This is a genomic window from Clostridium sp. AM43-3BH (genome assembly GCF_003479985.1).
Taxonomy (GTDB): domain Bacteria; phylum Bacillota; class Clostridia; order Lachnospirales; family Lachnospiraceae; genus Otoolea; species Otoolea fessa.
Genome location: NZ_QUIH01000003.1, coordinates 201,823 through 224,935, shown reverse-complemented (window position 1 = coordinate 224,935; position 23,113 = coordinate 201,823). Strand labels below are relative to the sequence as shown.

Genomic DNA, 23,113 nt, shown 5'->3' with positions numbered 1-23,113 from the left:
TTTTCGCTCCACAAGACTCTTCCATGACCGATACCGGTATCTTTTATGGAACAAAAAAGAGCAGAAAGCATCCGTATTTCTACGTTTGCCTTTCTGCTCTTAATCTCACAGGCTTTATTATATCCAATTTATTAACGTTTTGTCAATCTGTTTCTATGCTGCGCCGTACAGAAGATCCGGTACACATGTAATTAAGAACGGGCAGAAGGTCAGAAGCAGAAGAACAACCAGAAGGGACACGATAAATGGCCATACTTCCTTCAGGAACTCACTGATCGGACATCCCGTGATACCACAGGTCGTGAACATCATCGAACCGAACGGAGGTGTAATACCACCGATCATGATGTTAACGATCGCTACCAGTCCAAAGTGGTAATCATTGATTCCAAGCTGTCTTGCAACCGGAAGCAGCAGAGGTGTAATAATCATCAGCGCCGCGCCGCCTTCCAGGAACATACCCATAATCAGAAGAATTACGTTGCATGCCATAAGGAACAGCCACTTGTTGGTTGTCAGGCTTAACATACCAGTTGCCACGACTCTCGGCAGGTTAATCCAGGTCATGTAGTAACCGAATACATTCGCTGCAACCATGATCAGGACAACGCTGGAAGTACCGGCGATACTGTCAAGCAGGATCGGAACCAGATGCTCTTTCAGGGATAGTTTCTTGTAAACGAAACGTCCGATAATAATACAGTAAAGAACGGCTACCGCACCGCCCTCAGACGGGGTAAACATGCCAAAACGCATTCCCAGGATGATACCAAATGGGAAGAACAGACCCCAGAAAGAGGTAATACCCTGTTTCACGATCTCTTTCAGAGACGGGAATTTTTCACGGGTGGTCGGGTAGTTTCTCTTATGTGCAATAATCGAAACAACGATCATCATCGAGATTGCCATCAGAATACCCGGAATATAACCAGCCGCAAACGTACGACCCAGGGAAATCTGTGCAATCAGTGTAAAAACGATCAGGTTTACTCCCGGCGGAATAACCGGTGTAGCAGCCGAGGAAGCCGCTGTGATCGCTGCGGAGAACGCCTTGGAGTAACCTCTCTTCTCCATCTCCGGAACCAGCATCTTGGACTGCATCGCACAATCTGCGTTGGCCGAACCGGAGCATCCGCCCATCAGCATACTAAGTACTACGTTTACCTGTGCCAGACCGCCTTTCATATGACCGGTCAGCACTTCCGCGAAATCCATCATCTTGTCACTGATGCCGCCGTAGTTCATGACGGAACCAGCCATAACGAAAAATGGAATCGCTAACATCGAGAACGACTGTGTAGAGGTCATAACCTTCTGTAAGATCAGCCAGTTTTTACTGGTTGTATCAATAAATGTAAAATAAAAGAAGGTTGAACCAAACAGTGCATATACAATCGGCATTCCCAGGAAATAGAGAATAAATACCATAAAAATCGGAACGAGTTCAATTAATTCGAGTCCCATCAGTTATTTCCCCCTTTCCCTTTAAATACCTTGATAATATCCTTAACCAAAAAGTAAATACAGAAAATCAGTGAAAGCCCAAATCCGATCGGAACCGCGCCGGAAATATACCAACTCGGAACACGCAGCGTATTCGTCAGCTTATCCATCGTGTTCATCACATACTGGACGCTTGTTCTGGTCAGCATAATCAGAGTAACAAGCTCCAGAAGATCCATAATAACCTTAACAACTTTTCTTATCTTCTCCGGAAGAATGTTGATCAGGATGTCTACGCCCAGATGTGCGTGCTTACGGTACGCATATGCGCTTCCAATAAAGACGGTCCAGACGAAGAGCCCCGTAGCGACCTCTTCCGACCAATACAACGGTCTTTTCAGGAAATAGCGCATAAGGACGTTTGCGTTTACAACGATTGTACAGAGTGTCAGTGTCACGCAGGTAATAATTGCATCCAGGTTTACCAGCACCGACCCCAGTGTGATTTTTTTCTTTTCCATAGTCTATCCTCATGCATTCATAATGGCAGTCAGTTTTGCATAACCGACGACTGTTCTGTCATACAGCCATCTTTCCAGCAGTTGTAACTGTTCAGTACCTTCACAGTCACGCGCAAAAATCCATTAAAAATTGCCTACGGCAATGGGATTTTTCCCTGCTGGCCCATGTTTTCGTACGGTCAGCGCAGTAAATGCGCAGACCTACTGAACAGTTACCAGCAGTTTCATATTTCCGGCACTATACGTTTGTCGGAAGTCTGCCCGGACCTCAGACAATCTTCTTTGTTCTGACAGCCCGGGCAGATATACTTTCTTCTTTGCAGCGGTTCTGATAACCGTTACGTTTTACCATTTCATAATTGCTTTATAATACTGTATTTGCTCGGAACAATCTACATTATTCGTTCTTTGCACGGTAGTCATTCAGGAAATCAACCAGTTTCTGATGAAGTTCCGGATCTGCGCCGTACTCGTCTACGATCCAGTCATAAACCGGAGCACAAGCCTCTGTGAATGCGTCAATATCTACATCGTTCCACTCAACGCCTTTGTCTTTCAGGAACTCGATCATGGAAGCTTCGTCGTTCTCAGCATTTTCCTGCTCCCACTTACCAGCTTCTACACAGCACTCATCCAGAATGTTTCTCCATTTTTCCGGGATGGACTGATATACGTCCTCAGCCATGAATAACCAACGGGTTGCGATGAAGTGGTTCGTGTTTGCAACTTTCTTGGTGTACTCATAAGCACCTGTATCCTTCAGGGTGGAGATGGAACCTTCGAAACCATCAACAACACCACTGGACATAGCAGATAAGCACTCCGTAAAGCTCATTGCAGACGGGGTAGCACCCAGACAGGTGATCGTCTTAACAAACAGCGGAGACTCGGTCGAACGCATGATCAGACCATTTAAGTCAGCCGGTTTCTCAACTACCTTGTTCGTACATACGCTTCTGAATCCGAACGAATAATGTGTATCCAGAACGTGGATGTTGTGCTCGCTTGCCAGTTTTGCATTCAGATCTTTTACAATATCAGAATCCATCACTGCATTATACTCTGCATTGTTCTTGTAAAGCATCGGTCCAACTAATACGTTGTAATCGCCGATGTAATCAGCAAAGTAGGACGGCTCCTCCAGACCCATCCAGACAGCGCCGTTGTGTGCCTGTGCTACAGACTCCGCGTAGCAGTCAAGCTGGTTCTGTCCGTAATACTCCAGAGTGATATGACCATCGGTCTTCTCTTTTACCAGGTCTGCCAGATATTCGCTGGCTTTGTAGTTCCACTCTGCCGGCTGAAATACGTTGGAAAACTTGATGGTGATGTAGTAATCATCCGCAGATGCCTCGTCACCTGCTGCCGTTCCTGCGTCTGCTGCCTTTGTGTCAGTCTTTGCGCCGCTGCCGCCGCAGGCCGCCAGGCTCATCGCCATCGTTGCTGCCAGTACTACTGATAATACTTTTCTCATACGTTTTCTCTCCTTTTTCTTAACCTCCCCCAGTCATCTTTCTGACCGGTTCATCAACAGTTTCTACTACTTTCTAAATAAATTACCATTTCAGCATTTAGGCAAAAAAATAGCACCATTTTTAAAAAACAGTCTTTTCCAGCTGTTTCTAACCATGGCGCATCTCTTCGTCTCTGCTTTTGGTCCTTTATTCATCTTTTACCTAATTTTAACACTTATTTTACGATTAGGCAAGCTATTTTGTCGAAATTATATAATTTTTCTCGATTTTAGTCGATTTTTATGTGATATTTTTGTAACAATCTTGTTTATTTTTTATCAACATTACAGATTTAACAGATCCAGTTGCGGAAACAGGGAAGAAACAGTATACTACTTCTTAAGATATTTTCTATGCTTCTATATACTGTTTTTATATAGGTGATGATTGATTTTTTATATGAAAGGGCTTACCATGATTTACTATAAGATAGAAATGCACCACAACGAAAAAACCTTCGAATCCCTGTCCCGGATGCAGTACGATCTCTTCTGCGCTTCCAACCGGATCACGCGGACGATCTTAAGCATCCTGTTCATCGCCGGAGGTATCATCAATCTAAGCGAGTGGTGGGGCATCCTCTTAGCCGCCTACGGCTGCTATCTGACGACCAGCACCTACAGCTCCGCCAACCACACCGCCCACAAGCTCGCCGAACAGATCAAAAAAAGCGGCATGCCGTTCCCGGCGTCCCGCTATGAATTCCGTGAAAATCATCTGGAAGTCTATTCTCTTCCGAAAAACACCCGCGAAAGCACACTGGCTTACAATGAATTTGAAAAGCTGGGTGAGGACCGCGATTATTTCTATCTGTTCCGCGATTCCTACGGCGGGTATATGGTGCCGAAAAAGGGGATTGACGCAAGCGCGGGGTCCCGTTCAAATTCGGATGAGAGCCAGAATTTGAAATCAATTGGCGCGTTTCGGGAATTTTTGGAAAATAAGAGTGGGAAACGGATTTACAGGAAGACGATTCCGCTGGTTCGGGTGATGCAGGCGTTGAAGAAGAAAAGATAGTCGATAGATATAAACTATAAAATAGTTCAACAACTATAAAAAGCCACGATTTGAACTCTTTGATTCAGATCGTGGCTTTCTCAAAAACCTGCTGTTCTATTCTGTTTTTCTGCCAAAAATCTTCTGCAGTTCCTAGAATCAGCCTTACCGCGTGGTGCTCAAACGTTTTTGCAACACTTGTGGCTAAAAAATATCAATGCAGTTATTTTCTTCTATCTCTGCGCCACCTTATGCGGATTCAGAATATTCTTCGGATCAAACACTTTCTTGATTCCGTTCATCAGATCCAGGTTCTTCTCCGGCAGGGATTCTCTTAAATACGGCTTTTTCGCATATCCGATGCCGTGCTCGCCGGACACCTGACCTTCGAGTTCATGGGCTTTCTGATAGATCTTCTCCATTGCAGCAGACATCCGTTTTTCCCACTCTTCATCACTCAAATCGTCTTTCAGGATGTAGGCGTGCAGATTTCCGTCGCCCGCATGACCGAAGCTCTTGATGCGGATATCAATTTCATTGTGGAGATCGTGCAGATACGTCACCATCTCATTGACACGGCTTCTCGGAACAACCATATCGACCTCATCCATGTAAGTCGTGGATCCCTTGATTGCCTCCAGGAAAGCGCCTCTGGCTTTCCAGATGGATTCCTCCCGCTCCTGGGTATCGGAAATCAGCACGTCCAGTGCGCCCTGTTCCAGGCAGAGTTTGGCCACCTTGTCATACGCTTCTTCGATCTCCTCGGTGGAATTCCCATCAAATTTCAAAAGCAGATACGCATCCGACTGTTTATCCGGGAACGCTTTTCCTAAATACTCCTCGGCGTCTTCAATCACTTCCCGCTGCATGAACTCGATCGCGGTCGGGATCGTCTTAGATTTGATGATAACCGGGACGGTGTCGATCGCCTGTTTCAGGGTCGGGAACGGGATCAGAAGGCTGATGACACGCTTCGGAAGCGGCAGAAGCTTTAAGATCGCCTTGGTAATAAAGCCAAGCGTTCCCTCGGAACCAATAATCAGATCTTTCAAGTCATAGCCTGAACTATTCTTTACGACTTTGCCTCCAAACTGAGTGATCGTGCCATCCGGCAGAACCACTTCCAGCCCCATGACATAGTCTCTCGTCACACCGTATTTGACCGCACGCATACCGCCCGCATTCGTGCTGATGTTGCCGCCGATGGTCGCTGATTTCTCACCCGGATCCGGCGGGTAGAAGAAATCGTGATCTTCTACATAGGCGGACAATTCCATCAAAAGGACGCCCGGTTCCACCGTGACCGTCAGGTTTTCCTCATCCAATTCGAGAATCTGGTTCATCAGGGTGGTATCGATCATGATGCCATGTTCCATCGGAACCGAAGAACCAACCAGCCCCGTTCCGGCGCCCCTCGGTGTCACCGGAATCGTATTTTCGTATGCATATTTCATGATCGCCGCGATCTCTTCGGCTGATTTTGCCTTTACCACCACATCCGGATAACTGCTGGTGCCGCTCAGCTCATCGTGGCTGTACTCTTCGTTGATATTTTCACCTACGAGAACACGCTCGTCATCCTGAATTGTGTTTTTTATATATAAAATATCATCTTTATCTATTTTCTTGTAATTTCCCATGATATCCTGCTCTCCTTCCTGTGAATCTTTATCTTCCCATCTCAATCTTCTCAATCAGTCTCGGGAGAATCTCATAGAGATCACCAGTCAGGCAGTAATGTGCCGTCTTGAAAATCGGCGCTTTCGGATCTTTATTGATCGCGACGATCGTCTCCGCGTGATTCATGCCGGCAGTAAACTGGACCGCACCGGACACGCCGCAGGTGATGATGAGTTTTGGGCGGACCGTACGGCCACTCAGACCGATCTGGCACTTGGCATCCAGCCATCCGGCTTCCACCATCGGACGGGTGCAGGCAAGCTGACCTCCCAGCAGATCTGCCAGTTTTTCCAGCATTTTCAAATCTTCCGGCTTCTTCACGCCTCGTCCGGCTACCACCAGGACGTCAGCATTTTCGATAAAGGTTTCCTTCGGCTTTTCTACGATATCCAGAACCCTCACGTGGGAAAGCAGTTTTTCCTTCTCAATTGTACAGACCACAATCTCACCGCTCTCTTTCTCGGCACGCTCCGGTGCGTTCATGATCTTATAGCGCACGGTCGCCATCTGCGGACGGTGGTTCGGAGTCTTGATGTGCGCCATGATATTGCCGCCAAAAGCCGGTCGGATCTGGGATAAATCAGTATTTTCATCCATTTCCAGGATCGTACAATCCGCGGTCAGGCCTGTCTTCATACGGGCAGCCACACGCGGCGCCAGCTGTCTGCCGACCGTGGTCGCACCGACGAGAATAGACGATGGTTTTACTGTCTGGATGAAGTTTTCAAAAACAGCCGTGTACGGCTCGATCTGGAAACGTGCCAGTTCCGGTGCATCATAGACGAATACTTTATCTACATTATAATGAAGCAGTTCGTGTGCAGCCGCATTGATTCCATTTCCCATAAACAGGGCGTAAACCGGATGTCCCGTTACCTTGGAAAGTTCTCTCGCTTTTCCAAGAAGCTCCAATGTAACCGGATGCACCTTTCCATCCACGTGATCTACGTAAACGGCAATGCCCTTCCATGCACTCTTATCGACGCTCGGTTTTACCGCGTCTTCTACATATTCAACCGCGCCCTTCGGACCTTTTCTCACGCAGAGACGGCACATTTTACAGGCGGCGCTGATCGTCACCTTTCCGTCTTTTTCTTCCATCGCCCCGAACGGACAGAGCTTGATAAGTTCCTGATTATCCGGGATTTTGTCCTGATGTATGATTAACTCAGCCATGCTTCCACCTCCTACACGAATTTCATATCCACGATCTTCTGATACAGCCGGTCTGCCAGCTCTTCGCCGCTTCCGTCCCACATTTCCTTTTTGTCATTGACAGCTGGTGGAAAAATGCGCTGAACCTGCGTCGGGGAACCATTGAGTCCATAGTGCATCGCGTCTTTATCGTCCATATCCGCCAGGGAAAGAATCCGGATTTCACGGTCTTTCGTGTTCATTTTCCGGACATACGAAGGAAGTCTTGGCTGAAAAATGTCCTTGTCAACGGCTAAGAGACACGGAAACTGCACTTTCGCCACCTCGACCTCTTCCGGCAGATCCATGCTGACGGTGATGCCGTCCTCAGCAATCTGATTGATCTTGACAACATCTGCCACACTCGGGATATTCAGCCACTCGGAGATCTCCGGACCAACCTGCGCGGTGTCGCCGTCCGTTGTCTGTTTGCCGCAGAGGATCAGGTCAAAATCGCCGCAGCTCTTGATGCCCTGCGCAAGTGTATAGCTGGTCGCCAGTACATCCGCACCGCCAAATTTGCGATCCGATAAAAGCGTTCCGCCGTCCGCGCCCATCGCAAATGCCTCGCGGATCACCTGCTGCGCCTGCGGCGGTCCCATGGAAATGACGTGAACACTTCCGCCCACTTCTTCCCGGATCCGGAACGCCGTCTCCAGCGCGTACAGATCGTATGGGTTCATCTTCGAAGCCGCGCCGTCTCGTTTCAGCACGCCGGTAACCGGATCGACTTCTACTTTATTGCTTTCCGGTACCTGTTTGATACAGACAAGAATCTTCATTCTGTTTCCTCCTTCATATGGATGCTTTGTAAAAATCTTTAAATGATGGATGCTCTTCAGGTCCTCACAAATTTTAAAGAATTTTTAATCCGCATATTGGTTCTACCAATTTATTGAAAAGAAAAAGAATTTTGGTAGAACCAATTTTCTTTATTCGTTAGTATAGTGGGCTGCGTTCTGGTTGTCAACGATTGTTTATCTTTTCACATAGAATGTGTTTTTTCATTTTTTTCCAAAATTTCATCTATCATCCGGAAATGCCGGTCCAGTGCATCCTTCCCCGCTGCATTATCTTTGTTCCGCAGCGCTTCCGCAATCTGCCGGTGACAGAGATTCAGTGCTTCTTTCGCCTCTTTTGTCCGCAGAATTTCCGCGCGCATATTCCGGATGAAGGTATCGATCACGCCGGAACACGCCTCTAAAATATTGAGCAGCAGCACATTTCCCGACGCCTGTGCCAGTGTAAAATGGATCTGTTTATCAATCCGGGCGTTTTCCTGCTCGTCCATGCTCCGGTCAAGACGTTTTACCAGTTCTTCCAGCGCGTCCATCTGGCTCTCCGACGCATGTTCAACCGCCAGGGAAAACGCCTGCTGTTCCAGCGCATAGCGGATCTGGCTGATCTGCTGATAATTAATCTGGGACATCGCAAACATCATCCCCATCGTCTCCGCAATGCTTTTCTGAAATTCACAAGTGATGTAATTCCCCGAGCCCTGCTGGGAGGAAATCACTCCCGTCATATCCATGATCCGCAGCGCTTCCCGGACGGAATTGCGGCTGACTTCCAGCATCTGCGCAATCTCCCGCTCCGGAGGAAGCTTCTCCCCCGGACGCAGCTCGCCCGCCATGATGCGATTCTTGAAATATTCGATGACGCCTTTGTAGGCTTTTTCCTGTTTTTCCATAGACACTGCATTCCTTTCACTTTGTCTTTATCATATTTCAAGTCGAACGTCCGTGAGACTTGGCGCGTGATTCTGGTCAGCGAAGCTGACATATTCCTATCAGAATCACTGCGCATCCTCGCGGAGCGTTTATCTCAGTCGGAGACCCAACTCCCACTGAGACAAATTTGCTATTACTCACCACCTGAAGAGGTGGGAGTCTTCTCGACTGAGATAAAAATCCGGATTGAACCGAAAAGATTCTTTTTACAGAAAACTCTCCAATCTCGTCTCCTGCCAGCTTATAATCTCCTGCTCCAATTTACAGTTGTGCTCCAGCATATACCGCAATATTCCCGCATAGCTGCTGCCCTGTTTTATCATTGCTTCCGCCTTCGCCCGATCGGGTGCTTCCAATGGCTTCGCATATGTCTGAAACCGCTGCAATTCCTGCACACCCATCGCGCACAGCTGAAACGGCAGTCCCGTCTTTCGGATCAGATGCCCCGCGATCGCCAGACCATCTGGATCGAGATCGCCAAAATGATGCCAGGAAAGTCCCGGATTTTCTCTGGCGATCCGCTGCAATAGCGCCTGTTTCGTGCGGGTATGGTAGCCGCTCAGAAACAGATAAAATATATGTTCCCGCTCCAGCCGGTGAAACGAGGTCAGATTTTCCACCGTCATCAACGCCGCATCCCGGATCTGGATGCTTTTTGCCTTCTGGAATGTCTCAAAAGGGATCGACATCGGCAGATCGTGATAAATCCGAAGTTCGCGTCCGTCTTCAAGGCAGATCCGCGCATCCCCTTTCAGATAGATATACGCCGGATTGGAATAAATGTAAAATTCCTCCAGAAGCGCCGTCTGCCGCTCCCGTTCTTCTTCCAGCTCCGCAAGCGGTTCATCATACCGCCCCGTGTGCTCCAAAATTCCACACACTTTTTTCCGGTATATCTTTTCCCACTGTTTACTGTCATGCAGAACTGCCTCTGACATTTCCCGCTCCAGCGTAGTTCTCTGCTTTTCCTGATTTTCTTTTAAAAATTGCACCAGATTCCAGATAGCTTCTGCCTCGGTTATCTCTTTTTCTACCCTCTTTTCATCCAGCTTTCTCGCACGGCTGTTTTTCAGTGTCTGAAGCTTTTCTTTTCCATATGCCTCCAATAAATCGCATTGGCAGAAGCGATGATAAACCTCTTCCAGCCGTTTTTTTAGAATATTCTTTTCTGTCCGGTTCAGGCAGGCATAGTAATCTTCCCAACGTTCCGGGACAGCACAGATCTGACGGAGAATACCAGTATTCGGAGGAACTACATGAATAAGTCCCTCCGATTCCATCTGACGGATCAGTCGTTCAAATTCTTTTTCTTGGAAAAGCTGTTCCGGCGGGAGAAAATCTTTGTTGTAGCCCTTGAAAATATCGGATGGTTTGACCGAAAACACTTGTTTTACCTTGTTTTCACCGGCGTAGGTGACGCTTTTTTCGTATTGATCCAGCAATTTACTTAAAAGCTGTTCTTTCCACTCTTTCCGATCCGCCATTTTTTCTCCTCGTTTCCTATGCCTGCTTCACCAATCCTTCTACCGCATTCGTATACCGTCCTGTCACGATCAGGCTGACAGTTGAATCGATGAACTGACCGATACTGTTGATCTTCTCCGGCGGGGCTGCATAGAATACCTGGAAGTGATTTTCTTCGAAATAATGGACCATCTGCTCGATCCGCTCTCTCGACAATGCCGAGAACGCCTCGTCAATGAATGCCAGACGGGCGCAGCAGGTGTTTGCCGGGTAGCACTGCAAAAGACTCGCCGCCAGAATGATGAAATACGGGGTCTGCTTCTCGCCGTTGCTGGCGGAACCCTGTTTTTTTGATAACTCTGCCGTGATCTCAGTCTGTCCCTGACGGCTGCTGATCTCCATATCGTAAGAGAAATATCTCCTGTAATCCGTGTATTCCCACTCATCTTCTTCCGCCAGAATGATACTCATAAACTCCTGAATATCATTCTCCATCTCCTCGTCGTCGCGCGCCGAATTCATATAGACCTGCGGGGAACTCATATATTTTTCCAGACGCCTGCAGATGCGGAAGAAGAGAGCGCGGTCTGGCTTTTCTTTCATCACAAACTTGTAGGTATCGTTGCCAAACGGCATATGGCGCAGTTCACGGTTGATCGCGTCCATCTCACGTTTTGCCTCGCGGACATTCTCGTCAATCTCCGCCACGAAATCGTTCATAAACGCGCTCTCCAGCCGTCCTGCCTGCTCCTGCAGCTTCTGCTGGGCTTCCTCCACCTTGACGTGCGCCAGGTTCCGGTATTCTTCCCGGTACCACGGGATGTAACCAATGCCGCGCTTTCCGACGTCGATTCCCGCCAGGCGGCAATACGCCAGCTGTGCGTCCTCCAGCTGGCGCTCCCGCTCTGCCAGCATATTTTTGCTCTTGTCGATGGAAAGCTGTGTCGTCACGCGGATCGTGCCGCGCTTCTCGCTTTCGCGGTTATATTCCTCCAGCATCGCCTCTTTGAGTTCCATGTTGACAAGGCATTTTTCCTCATATGCCTTCTGGCATAAATAGATCTCCGTGCTGATACGGCTCAGTGTTCCTTCGCAGCCCTTTAAATCATTCTTACAGCCGCCAAGCTCACTCTGGTTCTGGTTCACACTCTCATTTGCCTCGCGTGCCAGCCGTCCCGCCGTCTCCAGTTCTTTCAGGACTGCGGTAAAGTCCGGATTTGCCTCGATCTCCTCGCGGTCCTTTACCAGGCTGTCCCTGCGCTTTTTGCAGTCCTTCAGCCCATATGCCGCGCCGAAATCGTAGTGTCCGCCGTCCCAGTCGATCTCCTTGATCGCATCACGGTATTTGATAACCTGTGAAAGTGCCTCTTTATCGGCCCGCTGAACCACCTGTAATTCTTCCAGTTCTTTTCTGGACTGTTCCAGCTGGCAGCGGATCGCGTCTGCGCCGAGACACAGCTCGGTCCGTCTCATATCCATCATCGCAACCGCATAGCTCTTCGCCAGCATGCCATCCCGCATGAGTCCGCCCTTCGGGTATTCATGCAGCTCTTCCAGATTTTCACAGAGATGAATGCCGTTTAACAGATAATTGGCGTAACGTCTCGCATAGACGTTCGGGATCCGCAGAATCTCCGCCGCGGAACCTTCCACCGCCTCTGTTTCCGGAAGCTTATCCGTGATCACGACATTTCCATCATAGATCCGCTCTTTCTGTAAAATCTGCATCGCCTTATGGCAGTGCGCGCCGTCCACGATGATATAGAAACGCTTTCTTCCCAGAAATGTCTCAACCGCCTTTCTCCACTCCGGAGCGGTCACCTCCTGGACCAATTCGGCAAAAATGTGGACCTCGGTCTGGATACCCTGTTTTTCTAACCCTCTCTGAATCTTATTCCGGGCATTTTCCACCTCCGCCGGGAACACAAGGATATTCGATTCCAGACGGCGGATCTTCTCCTGCAGCGCCCCTATCTCTTTTTCACGCTCTTTACACTGATCCTGCAGGTGGATCTTATTTTCCTCATAGATGCCGTCCTGACGGTGAACCTTCTCGCGGAATGCGTCAAACGCCTCCCGCTTCTTCGCCGTCTCCCCATCCGCCTGTTCCAGTGTCTCCAGATAGGTGTTTTCCGAGGATAAGGACGGAAGATCTGCTTCCAGAAGCTTGATAAGCGCGCTTATCTTCTTCTTCAATTTCAAAATCTGCGCCAGCTTGTCCTCCCAGTTCTTTTTCTCACGATCCGCTTCCTCGATCTGGCGTTTCAGGGAATCCAGGCTTTCCTGCATTCCCTTGACCATATCGTTATTTTCTGCAATTCGCAGGCGTTCCTGTGCGGCTTCCTGCTGTCTTGCGAGCTCTCCCGCCCGCTCGGTCAGGCGCCCGTACTGGTCTTTTAAAGCCTGATAACGGTTTTTCGTCTGCTTTTCTTCCTCTTCCTTCTCCCGGAGTGCCTGGTACGAAAGCATCAGCTCCCGGATGCGGAGTACCCGCTTTTTCTTCTCGTATTCGTCACTCTGGCGAAGCACCTCTTCGAGCTGGATTTTGCCCTGTCTGAGACTCTCATAGAGTTCCCGCAGGCGCTCAAACTGGCGCTTCTGCTCGCGCAGTTCCTCCAGCGACTGGACTTTTCCCGGTTCCAGGACACAGTCCTGAATAAACTGGTCGATATTATTTTCCGGGTTAAATGCCATCATTTTCAGAAGCTTTGTCCGGTATTTGACTGCGTCCACGCGGAGTCCCAGTGCCCGGAGTACCGCCTCCGTGCCGCGGTCCCGTCCCATAAAAGAGGAAAGCTTCATCGCCTCGCCATTCACTGTCAGCTCATTTTTCGGCGTGATGCGGAGTGCATTTCCCTCAATCCGTGTAAAATCGATATCGTCAATCGCCGCCCCAGGACAGATAAACCAGCTGCTGACCGGCTTGCCAGACTCACTTGGAGACTCAATGCATACTCCGACCGTGAGCGGCACTCCCAGCGTCGGATCGGAAAATTCCATCGCAATATAGCTGACAACGCTGCCATTTCTCAAATAACGCGCCTCGCCATTACTGCGCGTGTCGCCGCGCACATAGCCAAGCACCGTCCGGTCTCGGTCCTTCGCCGCCTTGTTAAACTGCGTGTTGCCCGTCAGGAGATAGGTCATCGCATCAAGCACCGTCGATTTTCCGCTTCCGTTGACACCGGTCACCAGGGTCGAACCTTCCAGCTCGATACAGACATTCTGGAAACGCGACCACTGGACCATCAAAAGTTTTTTCGCCGATTTCCTATTCATGATCGTCTGATTCTTCATCGCCGTCTTCCTCCTCTTTTGTCAGCTCCGTTTCCCATTCGTCCTCACGGCTCCACTTTTCCTGCATCCGCCGGTTGACATTTTCCACAAATTTGCCAAACTCCTGTGGTTCCAGCACAAACTGCATCGACGGATAAAGACAGATCCGGCAGTCCTCCTCGCCGAGCTTTCCAATCACCTGCAGAAGCTGATATTTGGTAAACAGCGTCAGAATCGATGCAAAACTGCTCTTGTCAATCTGATCCCGAATGCCGTATTTTTCCATCTCATAGCGCAGATCGGTCACCGAAATCTCAATATTTTTCGAAAGACTTCCAGAACGCACCCGGTCCGCATAGAGAGTCCAGAGGCAGCATAAAACCACACTCTCCATCTTTTTGAGTGTCACATGGTTGATCTGCAGTTTTCCATTCTCGCCGAGATCCCGGCAGTTCTGCAGCATAATCACACCATTTTCCCGGTCAATTACAATATCGTATCCGATATATCCCAGGTACGCTGAAAATGGTTCCGAACGCTTGGAGACAAAATAGTACGCTTTTTTGCTGTCCTCGTCACGGTCGCGCACGATAAAGGTCTGCTTCAGAAGACGCCTGACACTTTTCTGGAACATGTCCTTCTCAGAGGATGTATATTCATTCCATATTTCTTCAAATCCCATGTTTTATTTCTCCTTCCGGCGTTCGATTTTAAAGCGCCGCAGAAGCATCTGCTGCGTTTCCAGATAACCATCCTCCGCCTGTATCTCATACCCATTTTCCGAACCATAGGCAACCGCCGAGAGCACGCTTAAAAGATCCCGCTTGCTCTTCATCGGAACCTCCTCGCTGGATATCTCCGTCCGATCTCCTAAAAGCGCCTCCAGATAATTCTTCATCTTATCCTTCGAATACGGGTTCTCTGCCTCCCTCTCCTGTGCCTCCCTCGCACGATCGATGTCCTCCTGTGTCATTTCTTCCAGCTTTGCATAGGTTGCCTCGCGGATCATCTGCTCCCGTCGCGGATAGCGGATCGAGTCGGTATCGATAAACTCATTATTTTCCAGCAAAAACAACCCGTTCATCGACTCCGGCAGTTCTTCCTTCCAACCGAGTGTGTTCATCTCCGCCGCAATCACGCGGATCGTCTGCTCGACATGCCCGCGCACATCGCTGTCCCGGTTTTGAAGAAATCTCGCGCGTCCAATCGCAATCTGTAAATAGATATTAATTTTATGCTTGATATCCCGCATGATCTGGTCGTAATCGACTGAGAAAAACTGCAGAATCGTCTGGATCATATCCAGCACCTTATTCTCCGCCTCAATGTGTTCCAGTTCTTCTTCCTTCGCGCATCCCGCCACCAGACCCTCAAACAGCTCCTGCCGGTTCTGCATCGCTTCCAGCTTTGACCGTATAAAGGAACGGTACATATGAATATTCTGCTGTTTTGTCAGACGCGCGTACTCGCGGATAAAATCGCCCTCACAGTATTCGAGGACGTTCTCGGTCAGACTTTCCAGGCTTTCCTCGCGCACCATCCGCTCGATGATTTTTTTGATAAAGGTCGCCAGGCGCTTGAGCGCACCGGAGAGCTGTTTCGCGTTGCGGTAGACCGAGCGCAGCGCATTGACATAGATATCCGGTTCCCACTGGTCGGGATTCTGCAAAATATTATAAATATTGAAAATATAACTTGAAAATTCTTCCCACTCCGGCTTCATCATCTTCTGGAGAAATTCTGCCAGAAAGACGCCCTGCTCCGTCATCATGATATGCTTCTCATACGTCGCATCGTCCGTGTCCTCCTCCAGCCATCCGACCTCTTTCGAGCAGAATTTGCGGATCACGGAATTGGCAAGCTGGTTGTAATTCCGGTCGGTTGTCATCTCATCGTCCAAATAATCAATGTGATTTTCCAGAAGATAAATGGCAAGCGCATCCCGGATGCGGCTGCGGGCAATGCGGTAGGTGATCTCCCGGTCATACTCATGATAAATGAGCAGAAGGCAGTCCGAATAAATGCGGTTGCTGCTACCGCTTGCCAGGCAGTTGAAAAAGCCGATTGGAAGAGCGTCAAAAAGGTTTTTATTTATGCTCACGGTGTATTCCTTCCATATATTTATCTGTATTTATGTTTCTGATTTTCCTGAATATTTCAATATCTGAAAACACCTAACTACCAGCTCTTCCAAAAAACGAAAAGCCGGCAGTCTCAGTCGTTTCTTCTTAATAATTATATACTCTATACCGGGAAAATGGCAAGGCTGGGACTGTTTGGACTTTGATTCCGGTTATTTCAAAGAGACGTTTCCCCCTTTATTTAACGTACTCACAAACTGCATCACACATTTCGTCAGCTTCGCAATGCTTTCACTTTCCTCCGCCCCCGGCTTCATACCCATTCCTATTTCCCGGATGCAGGTCGGGGAAACCGGAACGCAGTAGACATCTTCGGTATTTCCGCGGATCATCAGTTCAGACATCATTGAAATGCCCAGTCCTTTTCCCACCATGCGGATCACCGTCTCGTCATCCACATAGACGGACTGCTCCTTTGCCCTGACTCCCTCTTTTGCAAATGCGGCGTGTACATCGATGTCAAACCGCCCGTACGGCATCAGGAAATCTTTTCCTTCAAATTCACGCAGCGGAAATTCTTTGCGCCCATTTAAGGGATACTGCTTTGGCAGAATCGCATACAAAAGTTCATGATACAGCGGAATCCACTCGCATTTCGGTTCTTTCTGTCTGCTCGCAAAAATGACATCCGTCTTTCCGCTCTGTAATAATTCAAATGGTTCCAGCGCATGATCGACCATGCGGAGATCAACGTCCACCTTCGGGCAGAGGCGGCGGAACCGGTATAAAATCTCCGGCATCCAGTACATCGCGATGCTCGCATATGCCGCCACACGGATCGACTCCTCCTGCTGTTCCCGCACCGCCTGAATCTTATTTTCCAGGGTGGCATTTGCCTGCAAAAACTGGCGGATATCCGGCAACAGGTTTTCTCCCGCCTCCGTCAGCGCGATGCCGCTGTAACTGCGGCGGATCAACGGAAATCCAATCTCCCGCTCCAGGCTGTCCACCAGATGGGTCAGCCCCGACTGCGTGTAGCCAACTACCTCGGATGCTTTCGAAAAACTTCCAAGATCTACCGCCGTCATCAATATTTCCAGTTTTTTGGCATCCATGCCGCACCTCCTTTTAGAATATTACATTTTGTCATATTTCTATTATAAACTAGATTTTCACAAACCACAAGGAAGGCTTTATAATGATGATTAGAAAAGAGTTTTCAATTGTTACTGTTCACGGGTAGGCACTTTTGGAACCGAAAGTGCCGTAAGAAAACGTGGTGGCAGCAGGAATTTGCCGTATTTAAATGCGAAGCCACGGCAAATTCCGTTACTGGACACGTATGCGTGAACAGTAACTTTCAATTTTCATGTAAAAGGAGTGAGCATCTATGACGCAGACCTGTCTTTCCCATAAGCAGCGGCTTTTAGTTGCCGGAACTTTATTCGGCATGTTCTTCGGCGCCGGAAATCTGATTTTTCCGGTGCACCTCGGTCAGCTTGCCGGACGCCAGTTTCTACCGGCAGCGATTGGATTTATTCTGACTGCCGTCGGCATTCCGATCCTGGGTGTTGCCGCGATCGGAAGCACGCATTCGGAGGGACTTCAGGATCTGTCCCGCCGCGTCGGACACAGATATAGCTATTTCTTTACCTGTCTGCTCTACCTGACAATCGGACCGTTTTTCGCTATTCCGCGGTGCGCTACGACCTCCTTTACCGCCGGAGTCAGACCCCTTTTAGGAACACAGCTTTCCGAACAGACTATGCTGCTTTTGTTTTCGCTGATCTTCTTTGCGCTGGTGTTTGTATTTTCCATTCGTCCAGGCAGCATCACGCTCTGGATCGGAAAAATCATCAATCCGCTGTTTCTTCTGTTTCTAGGCGTTCTGATTGTGACTGCCCTGCTTCATCCGAGCATCGAGGTTTCAGCGGCAGTTCCCGATGCCTCTTATCAGAATGGAGCTTTCTTTTCCGCGCTCTCCCAGGGCTATGAAACCATGGATGCGATTGCCGGACTCGCATTCGGGATCGTGGTCATTTCGGTTATCCGCCAGATGGGCGTGCGGGAAGATTCAACCATTGCAAAAGAGGTTCTGCATTCCGGTATGCTGGCTGGGCTTCTGATGGCATTTATCTATCTGCTTACCATCCTGATTGGAGTACAGTCACTGGGACAATTCGAACTTTCAGAAAACGGCGGCATCGCCCTCTCCCAGATTGCAGACTACTACCTTGGACGGATGGGCACCTGGATCCTCGCCATCGCGATCACGTTCGCCTGCCTCAAGACCTCCATCGGGCTTGTAACGAGCTGTGCGGAAACCTTTGTGAAACTGTTTCCCCATACCCTTTCCTACCGTGCATGGGCGGTCGTTTTTACCCTTTTTTCACTCATTGTGTCAAATGTGGGGCTGTCCGCTATCATCACTTACTCGGTTCCTGTTTTGATGCTGATTTACCCGCCAGCCATCACGCTGATTCTCCTCGCGCTGGTTGGAAATGCATTCCAGCATAACAAAAAAGTCTATGTCTGCGTTACCATTTGTTCCTGGGCAGCTTCCATCTTTGACTTTTTAGCAGCTCTGCCGGACGAAATGCAGTCTGCCCTACATCTGGAACCCGTCATCGCATTTGCCAGACAGACGCTTCCGCTGTTTAATTTGAACCTCGGATGGATTCTGCCGTCGCTTGTCGGGCTTTGTATTGGACTTCTCTGGAGACAGAAAGAAAAATCAGCAGACCGCTCACACCTTCCTGTATTCCCCATATCTTAATAGTATGAACGAACCGCAGGAGGCAACCATGAAACGAACTAAATTTGCAGCTGCCCTGGCTGTGCTCACTCTGCTTACCACCCTGACCGGGTGTGGACAGGCGAAGGAGGCGGACGGGGCGCTTGAACCGGTCACACTCAATGAGGTAGCCCACTCGATTTTTTATGCGCCACAGTACGCCGCGATCGAGCTGGGCTATTTTAAGGATGAAGGCATCGCTCTGACACTCGTAAACGGTGCCGGTGCCGACAAGGTTATGACCTCGCTCATCTCCGGGGATGCCGATATCGGATTCATGGGCTCAGAGGCAAGTATCTATGTCTACCAGGAAGGTTCCGCCGATTATGCTGTCAATTTTGCCCAGCTGACCCAGCGTGCCGGAAACTTTCTCGTTGGACGAAGTGCCGAACCAGACTTTTCCTGGCAGGATCTGAAAGGCAAAAAAGTGCTTGGCGGGCGCGCGGGTGGAATGCCGGAAATGGTCTTTGAGTATATTTTAAAGAAAAATGGCATCGATCCAAAAAATGACCTGACAATCGATCAGAGTATCAATTTCGGGCTGACAGCGGCGGCGTTTACGAGTAATGATGCGGATTACACGGTCGAGTTCGAGCCCTTCGCTACCACCCTTGAAACCGAAGGAAATGGCACCGTTGTCGCCTCGCTCGGCGTCGATTCCGGTTATGTCCCCTACACCGCCTACTGTGCAAAGCAGAGCTATCTAAATAGGCATCCGGAAATTATCCAGTCGTTCACGAATGCCATCCAGAAGGGCTTAGCTTACGTCAACTCCCACAGTGCGGATGAAATCGCCGAGACAATCCAACCTCAGTTTCCGGAAACAGACCGCGCGGCAATCGCCCGCATCGTTGAACGCTACAAAGCGCAGGACACCTGGAAAAATGATACCATTTTCCACAGGGACAGCTTTGAGCTTCTGGAAAATATTCTGGAAGAATCAGGTGAACTCAAGGAACGGATTCCTTATGAAAAACTGGTAACGACCACGTATTCTGAAAAAGCGGCTGGATTGCAGAATGAATAACCAGCAAAAAAGAATGTGCCTTGGCACATTCTCGCGCCGAGCGCGGTCGCTTGCGACAACCTACATCTTCGCGCGAGTGCGCATCATTGGCACGTTAGTGCCTTTTTGTGTAATAGGAAATTCCAAGGAATTTCCTATTACACAAAAAAGAGCTGTCATGTATCACTATTCAAACATGACAGCTCTTTATTTCTATGCCGCAAACACTCCCATTACCTTCTTAAAATAGTCCCATAGTCCCGCTTTCTCCACCGTTTCTGCCGCTTCTATCTCCACACTTCCCAATTCCCGTCCATCCAGCCGGTAAACCAGATGTCCGATCACATCGCCCTCCTGAATCGGCGCTTTGCGGGATTCTTCCATCATCCACTCTTTTTCGATTCCATCCAGATTCTCTCCTCCCATCGAAAGATAAGAAAAGGTTCCCCGCAGACGCCCTGCAACCTGTTCCTGGATGCCGCCTGCCACCGTCGTTTCCGGCACAGCTCCCGGATTTTCATCTTTGTAAAGATGACAATTTGCAAACCCATAATTTAATAATGTGACCGCATCCGCAAACCGCGCCTTATAATCCGGTGCTGCCAGAATGACGGCAATCAGATTAACGCCATCTTTCCGCCCGGTTGCGGACAGGCAATATTTTGCCAGCGATGTAGAACCTGTTTTCAGTCCCGTCACCTCAAAATTTGTCACCATTTTCAGCAGCTTATTCGTATTGGAAAGTCCAAATTCTTTCTCTCCCTGCTTGGTCCGGTGCGTTATATTTTCCATCCAGATCGTTGAATACTGAAAAATTTCCGGATACTTCGTGATCAATTCCCGCGACATGAGGGCAATGTCGCGCGCCGACATCGCGTGCGTCGTAGACGCCGTCAGACCGCAGCAATCCTCAAACTTTGCTGTCTCCATTCCAAGCCCTTTCGCCCGCTCGTTCATCATCGCAACAAATGCCTCCTCACTGCCGCCGATATACTCTGCCATTGCCACACTGGCATCATTTCCCGATGCAATGACGATGCACTTGATCAGCGTTTCGACCGTCTGTACCTCCCCTTCTTCCAAAAACACCTGGGATCCCCCCATAGATTTCGCATGCGCGCTGGTCGTGACCTCATCTTGCAAATGAATTTTTTCCGAATGTAACGCATCAAAAATCAGAAGCAGCGTCATAATCTTCGTCACGCTGGCTGGATTTCGCGCCTCGTCCGCATTTTTTTCGTACAAAATAGTTCCGGTGGAGGCCTCCATAAGGATCGCCTCCGGTGCCTGGACGGGAAGCTCAGCGGCATTTTCTGCTGCCTGCGCTGTCTCTGCGGTTACTGAAACGGGAATCCACAGTTCCTCCGCGTAAGATGTGAGCATACCATTTCCCCCCAATTTACCAATTCCAAGCTGTATGCCTGACACACATTCTCCCATCGTAAGCACAACCGCTACACCAATCGCTGCCAGCCCTCTCCAAGCATTTTTGTTTAAATACTCTCTTCTCCTGTCTCTGCCATCTTCGTCCCAACACATACATTCTTTTTCCCGAAACAGCTCCTTTTTCACAAACCAACACCATTTTTCCACACGCTTCCATTTCAAATACCACGCCTCTCCCTGCATGATACATTTTTCATTCATATCTTCCTCCGCCTGCACATACTCTCTTCTCAAGATATGGCATATCCGCCCGTCCCTATGCCAAAGAGAATTGTAAGAAACTGTCATAGACCACCTTTCCTTTTTATGGTATACTATAAGAACACAGACAGGCTTATAAAAACGTTTTCCGCTCTCTTTCTTGCTGTGTCGAGTCGGTGGCAAACTTTCTCGGCCTGTTATTACTATCTGACGCAAAAAACGACAGATAAATATGAATAAACAAAAGGTGAAAACTATGATGAGAAGAAATTCCTCCCTTGGAAGCGTTGGATTTTCTGCACGTGGCGGACGTTCCAGGCGACGGCACGGCGGTTCCTCCAAACTTCCGTATTTAATTTTAATCGGCATTCTGATTGTACTGCTTGGAATTGCCGCGTTCCTCTGGGTGCGCCGCTCTCCGGCAGAACATGTATCTTCGGTTCCAGCGGCAACCGAAACGGATTCTGAAAATGGAGTAATTTCCCTTGATAATGCATCTGCACCTGCTGATGACAGCCTCGAGGGTGTCATCGCTCAGGCAAAGCTTCTGGCAGACGGTTATGACTATGACGGGGCAATCAATCTCCTGTCCAGCAGTACATACGCATCTGACGAGTCCGTGACGGCAGCGATCGACGAATACAACGCCACCAAAGAAACACTGGTGCGCGCTGATCCGCGCAAGGTAACGCATGTATTCTTCCATACACTGATTATGGATACCTCGAAAGCATTTGACGGCGACAGCCGCGAAAAGGGTTATAATCAGGTCATGACGACCAAGGATGAATTTATGAAGATTCTCCAGTCGATGTATGAGCGCGGTTTCGTTCTGGTACGTCTGCACGATGTAGCGTATGAGGTGACCGCAGAGGACGGTTCCAGGCATTTCCAGGAGGGCGATATCATGCTTCCGGAAGGTAAGAAGCCGTTCGTCATGTCACAGGATGATGTCTGCTACTACGAATACATGGATGGAGATGGCTTTGCCTCCCGTATGATTATCGGCGAGGATGGCAAGCCAACGAACGAGATGAAGATGGACGACGGTTCTGTTTCCGTCGGTTCCTATGATCTGGTGCCGTTACTGGATGATTTCATCAAAGAGCACCCGGATTTCTCCTACCGCGGCGCAAAAGCGTGCATTGCTTTTACCGGTTACAATGGCATCCTGGGTTACCGCACCGATTCCGCCTACAATACTGACGAGTACAAAGCGGAACACCCGGATTTCAACTTTGAGGAAGAACGCGCCAACGCAGCAAAAGTCGTCCAGTGCCTGCGCGACGACGGTTTTGAAATTGCCTCCCACAGCTGGGGACACCGCAACATGGGCACGATCTCCATGGATAAATTCCGTGAAGATACCGATAAATGGGCAAATGAAGTCGAAACGCTGACCGGTCCGTGTGATATCATCCTCTTCCCGTTTGGAAGTGATATTGGGGACTGGCATCCGTATGATACAAGCAGCGAGCGCTTCCAGTACCTGTACAACAAGGGATTCCGTTACTTCTGTAACGTAGATTCCTCCCAGTATTTCGTCCAGATTGGCGACGATTATATGCGACAGGGGCGCCGGAACCTCGACGGCTACCGGATGTATTATGACCTTCCGGAAAGTGGAGTCGGCGGCGACCATTTGAGTGACCTGTTTGATGTCAACGAGGTATTTGACCGGTCAAGACCTACTCCGGTGCCGAAGATGACGGAGTAAGATAAAGCTGTAATCCAATTTTAAATAAAAGAAAGAGAAATCGAGCATTT

General features: G+C 49.1%; 17 protein-coding genes. 4 read left to right on the top strand and 13 right to left on the bottom strand.

All coding sequences use genetic code 11. From position 1 onward, the window contains the following. Positions 1-153: 153 nt before the first annotated feature. The 3 genes from DW931_RS06700 to dctP form a co-directional block, all read right to left on the bottom strand. The gene (locus tag DW931_RS06700; RefSeq protein ID WP_181357154.1) at positions 154-1,464 is read right to left on the bottom strand and encodes a TRAP transporter large permease; all 1,311 of its coding nucleotides are present in this window, start codon (positions 1,462-1,464) and stop codon (positions 154-156) included. Beyond that, positions 1,464-1,964 carry a TRAP transporter small permease gene (locus DW931_RS06695; RefSeq protein ID WP_107000140.1) on the bottom strand — a complete coding sequence of 167 codons (501 nt, stop codon included), beginning with the start codon at positions 1,962-1,964 and terminating at the stop codon, positions 1,464-1,466. The genes DW931_RS06700 and DW931_RS06695 overlap by 1 nt, the downstream gene beginning before the upstream one ends. A gap of 397 nt (positions 1,965-2,361) precedes the next feature. Continuing rightward, positions 2,362-3,438 (bottom strand): TRAP transporter substrate-binding protein DctP, encoded by a 1,077-nt coding sequence (gene dctP, locus DW931_RS06690; RefSeq protein WP_107000141.1) that lies wholly within the window; start codon positions 3,436-3,438, stop codon positions 2,362-2,364. Positions 3,439-3,892: 454 nt separating this feature from the next. On the opposite strand from dctP, the gene DW931_RS06685 reads away from it, so the two are divergent. Continuing rightward, a complete protein-coding gene (locus DW931_RS06685; protein WP_182426634.1) occupies positions 3,893-4,495 on the top strand; it encodes a YcxB family protein in 603 nt (200 codons plus the stop codon). A 212-nt stretch (positions 4,496-4,707) separates the two neighbouring features. On the opposite strand, the gene DW931_RS06680 is transcribed toward DW931_RS06685, so the two are convergent. The 9 genes from DW931_RS06680 to DW931_RS06640 all read right to left on the bottom strand — a co-directional run bounded on the left by DW931_RS06680 (position 4,708) and on the right by DW931_RS06640 (position 17,014). Then, the gene (locus tag DW931_RS06680; protein ID WP_118293256.1) at positions 4,708-6,114 is read right to left on the bottom strand and encodes an FAD-linked oxidase C-terminal domain-containing protein; all 1,407 of its coding nucleotides are present in this window, start codon (positions 6,112-6,114) and stop codon (positions 4,708-4,710) included. 28 nt (positions 6,115-6,142) lie between these two features. Next, positions 6,143-7,330, bottom strand: a complete 1,188-nt coding sequence (locus DW931_RS06675) for an electron transfer flavoprotein subunit alpha/FixB family protein (RefSeq protein ID WP_118468030.1) — start codon at positions 7,328-7,330, stop codon at positions 6,143-6,145. A gap of 11 nt (positions 7,331-7,341) precedes the next feature. Beyond that, positions 7,342-8,130, bottom strand: coding sequence for an electron transfer flavoprotein subunit beta/FixA family protein (locus DW931_RS06670; protein WP_118468028.1), 789 nt, complete (start codon positions 8,128-8,130; stop codon positions 7,342-7,344). A gap of 203 nt (positions 8,131-8,333) precedes the next feature. Then, the gene (locus DW931_RS06665; protein WP_118468026.1) at positions 8,334-9,038 is read right to left on the bottom strand and encodes an FCD domain-containing protein; all 705 of its coding nucleotides are present in this window, start codon (positions 9,036-9,038) and stop codon (positions 8,334-8,336) included. Between the two features lie 246 nt (positions 9,039-9,284). Next, positions 9,285-10,562, bottom strand: coding sequence for a Wadjet anti-phage system protein JetD domain-containing protein (locus DW931_RS06660; RefSeq protein WP_118468024.1), 1,278 nt, complete (start codon positions 10,560-10,562; stop codon positions 9,285-9,287). A 16-nt stretch (positions 10,563-10,578) separates the two neighbouring features. After that, entirely contained in the window at positions 10,579-13,839 is a 3,261-nt protein-coding gene (locus tag DW931_RS06655) for an SbcC/MukB-like Walker B domain-containing protein (protein ID WP_118468022.1), read from the bottom strand. Then, the gene (locus DW931_RS06650) at positions 13,814-14,500 is read right to left on the bottom strand and encodes a DUF4194 domain-containing protein (protein ID WP_117796428.1); all 687 of its coding nucleotides are present in this window, start codon (positions 14,498-14,500) and stop codon (positions 13,814-13,816) included. The genes DW931_RS06655 and DW931_RS06650 overlap by 26 nt, the downstream gene beginning before the upstream one ends. Before the next feature lie 3 nt (positions 14,501-14,503). Continuing rightward, positions 14,504-15,919, bottom strand: coding sequence for a Wadjet anti-phage system protein JetA family protein (locus DW931_RS06645; RefSeq protein ID WP_118468020.1), 1,416 nt, complete (start codon positions 15,917-15,919; stop codon positions 14,504-14,506). A gap of 192 nt (positions 15,920-16,111) precedes the next feature. After that, on the bottom strand, positions 16,112-17,014 hold the full coding sequence (locus DW931_RS06640; RefSeq protein ID WP_118293263.1) for a LysR family transcriptional regulator: 903 nt from the start codon (positions 17,012-17,014) through the stop codon (positions 16,112-16,114). A gap of 275 nt (positions 17,015-17,289) precedes the next feature. On the opposite strand from DW931_RS06640, the gene brnQ reads away from it, so the two are divergent. Both brnQ and DW931_RS06630 read left to right on the top strand, forming a co-directional pair. Next, positions 17,290-18,675 (top strand): branched-chain amino acid transport system II carrier protein, encoded by a 1,386-nt coding sequence (brnQ, locus tag DW931_RS06635; protein WP_118468018.1) that lies wholly within the window; start codon positions 17,290-17,292, stop codon positions 18,673-18,675. 28 nt (positions 18,676-18,703) lie between these two features. Further along, on the top strand, positions 18,704-19,720 hold the full coding sequence (locus DW931_RS06630) for an ABC transporter substrate-binding protein (RefSeq protein WP_118481783.1): 1,017 nt from the start codon (positions 18,704-18,706) through the stop codon (positions 19,718-19,720). Positions 19,721-19,912: 192 nt separating this feature from the next. Here DW931_RS06630 and DW931_RS06625 read toward each other — a convergent pair whose 3' ends face one another. Continuing rightward, positions 19,913-21,379: a D-alanyl-D-alanine carboxypeptidase family protein gene (locus tag DW931_RS06625; RefSeq protein ID WP_243015188.1), complete on the bottom strand. Its 1,467-nt coding sequence runs from the start codon at positions 21,377-21,379 to the stop codon at positions 19,913-19,915. Between the two features lie 199 nt (positions 21,380-21,578). On the opposite strand from DW931_RS06625, the gene DW931_RS06620 reads away from it, so the two are divergent. Continuing rightward, positions 21,579-23,063, top strand: a complete 1,485-nt coding sequence (locus tag DW931_RS06620) for a polysaccharide deacetylase family protein (protein ID WP_347559435.1) — start codon at positions 21,579-21,581, stop codon at positions 23,061-23,063. Positions 23,064-23,113 lie beyond the last annotated feature (50 nt).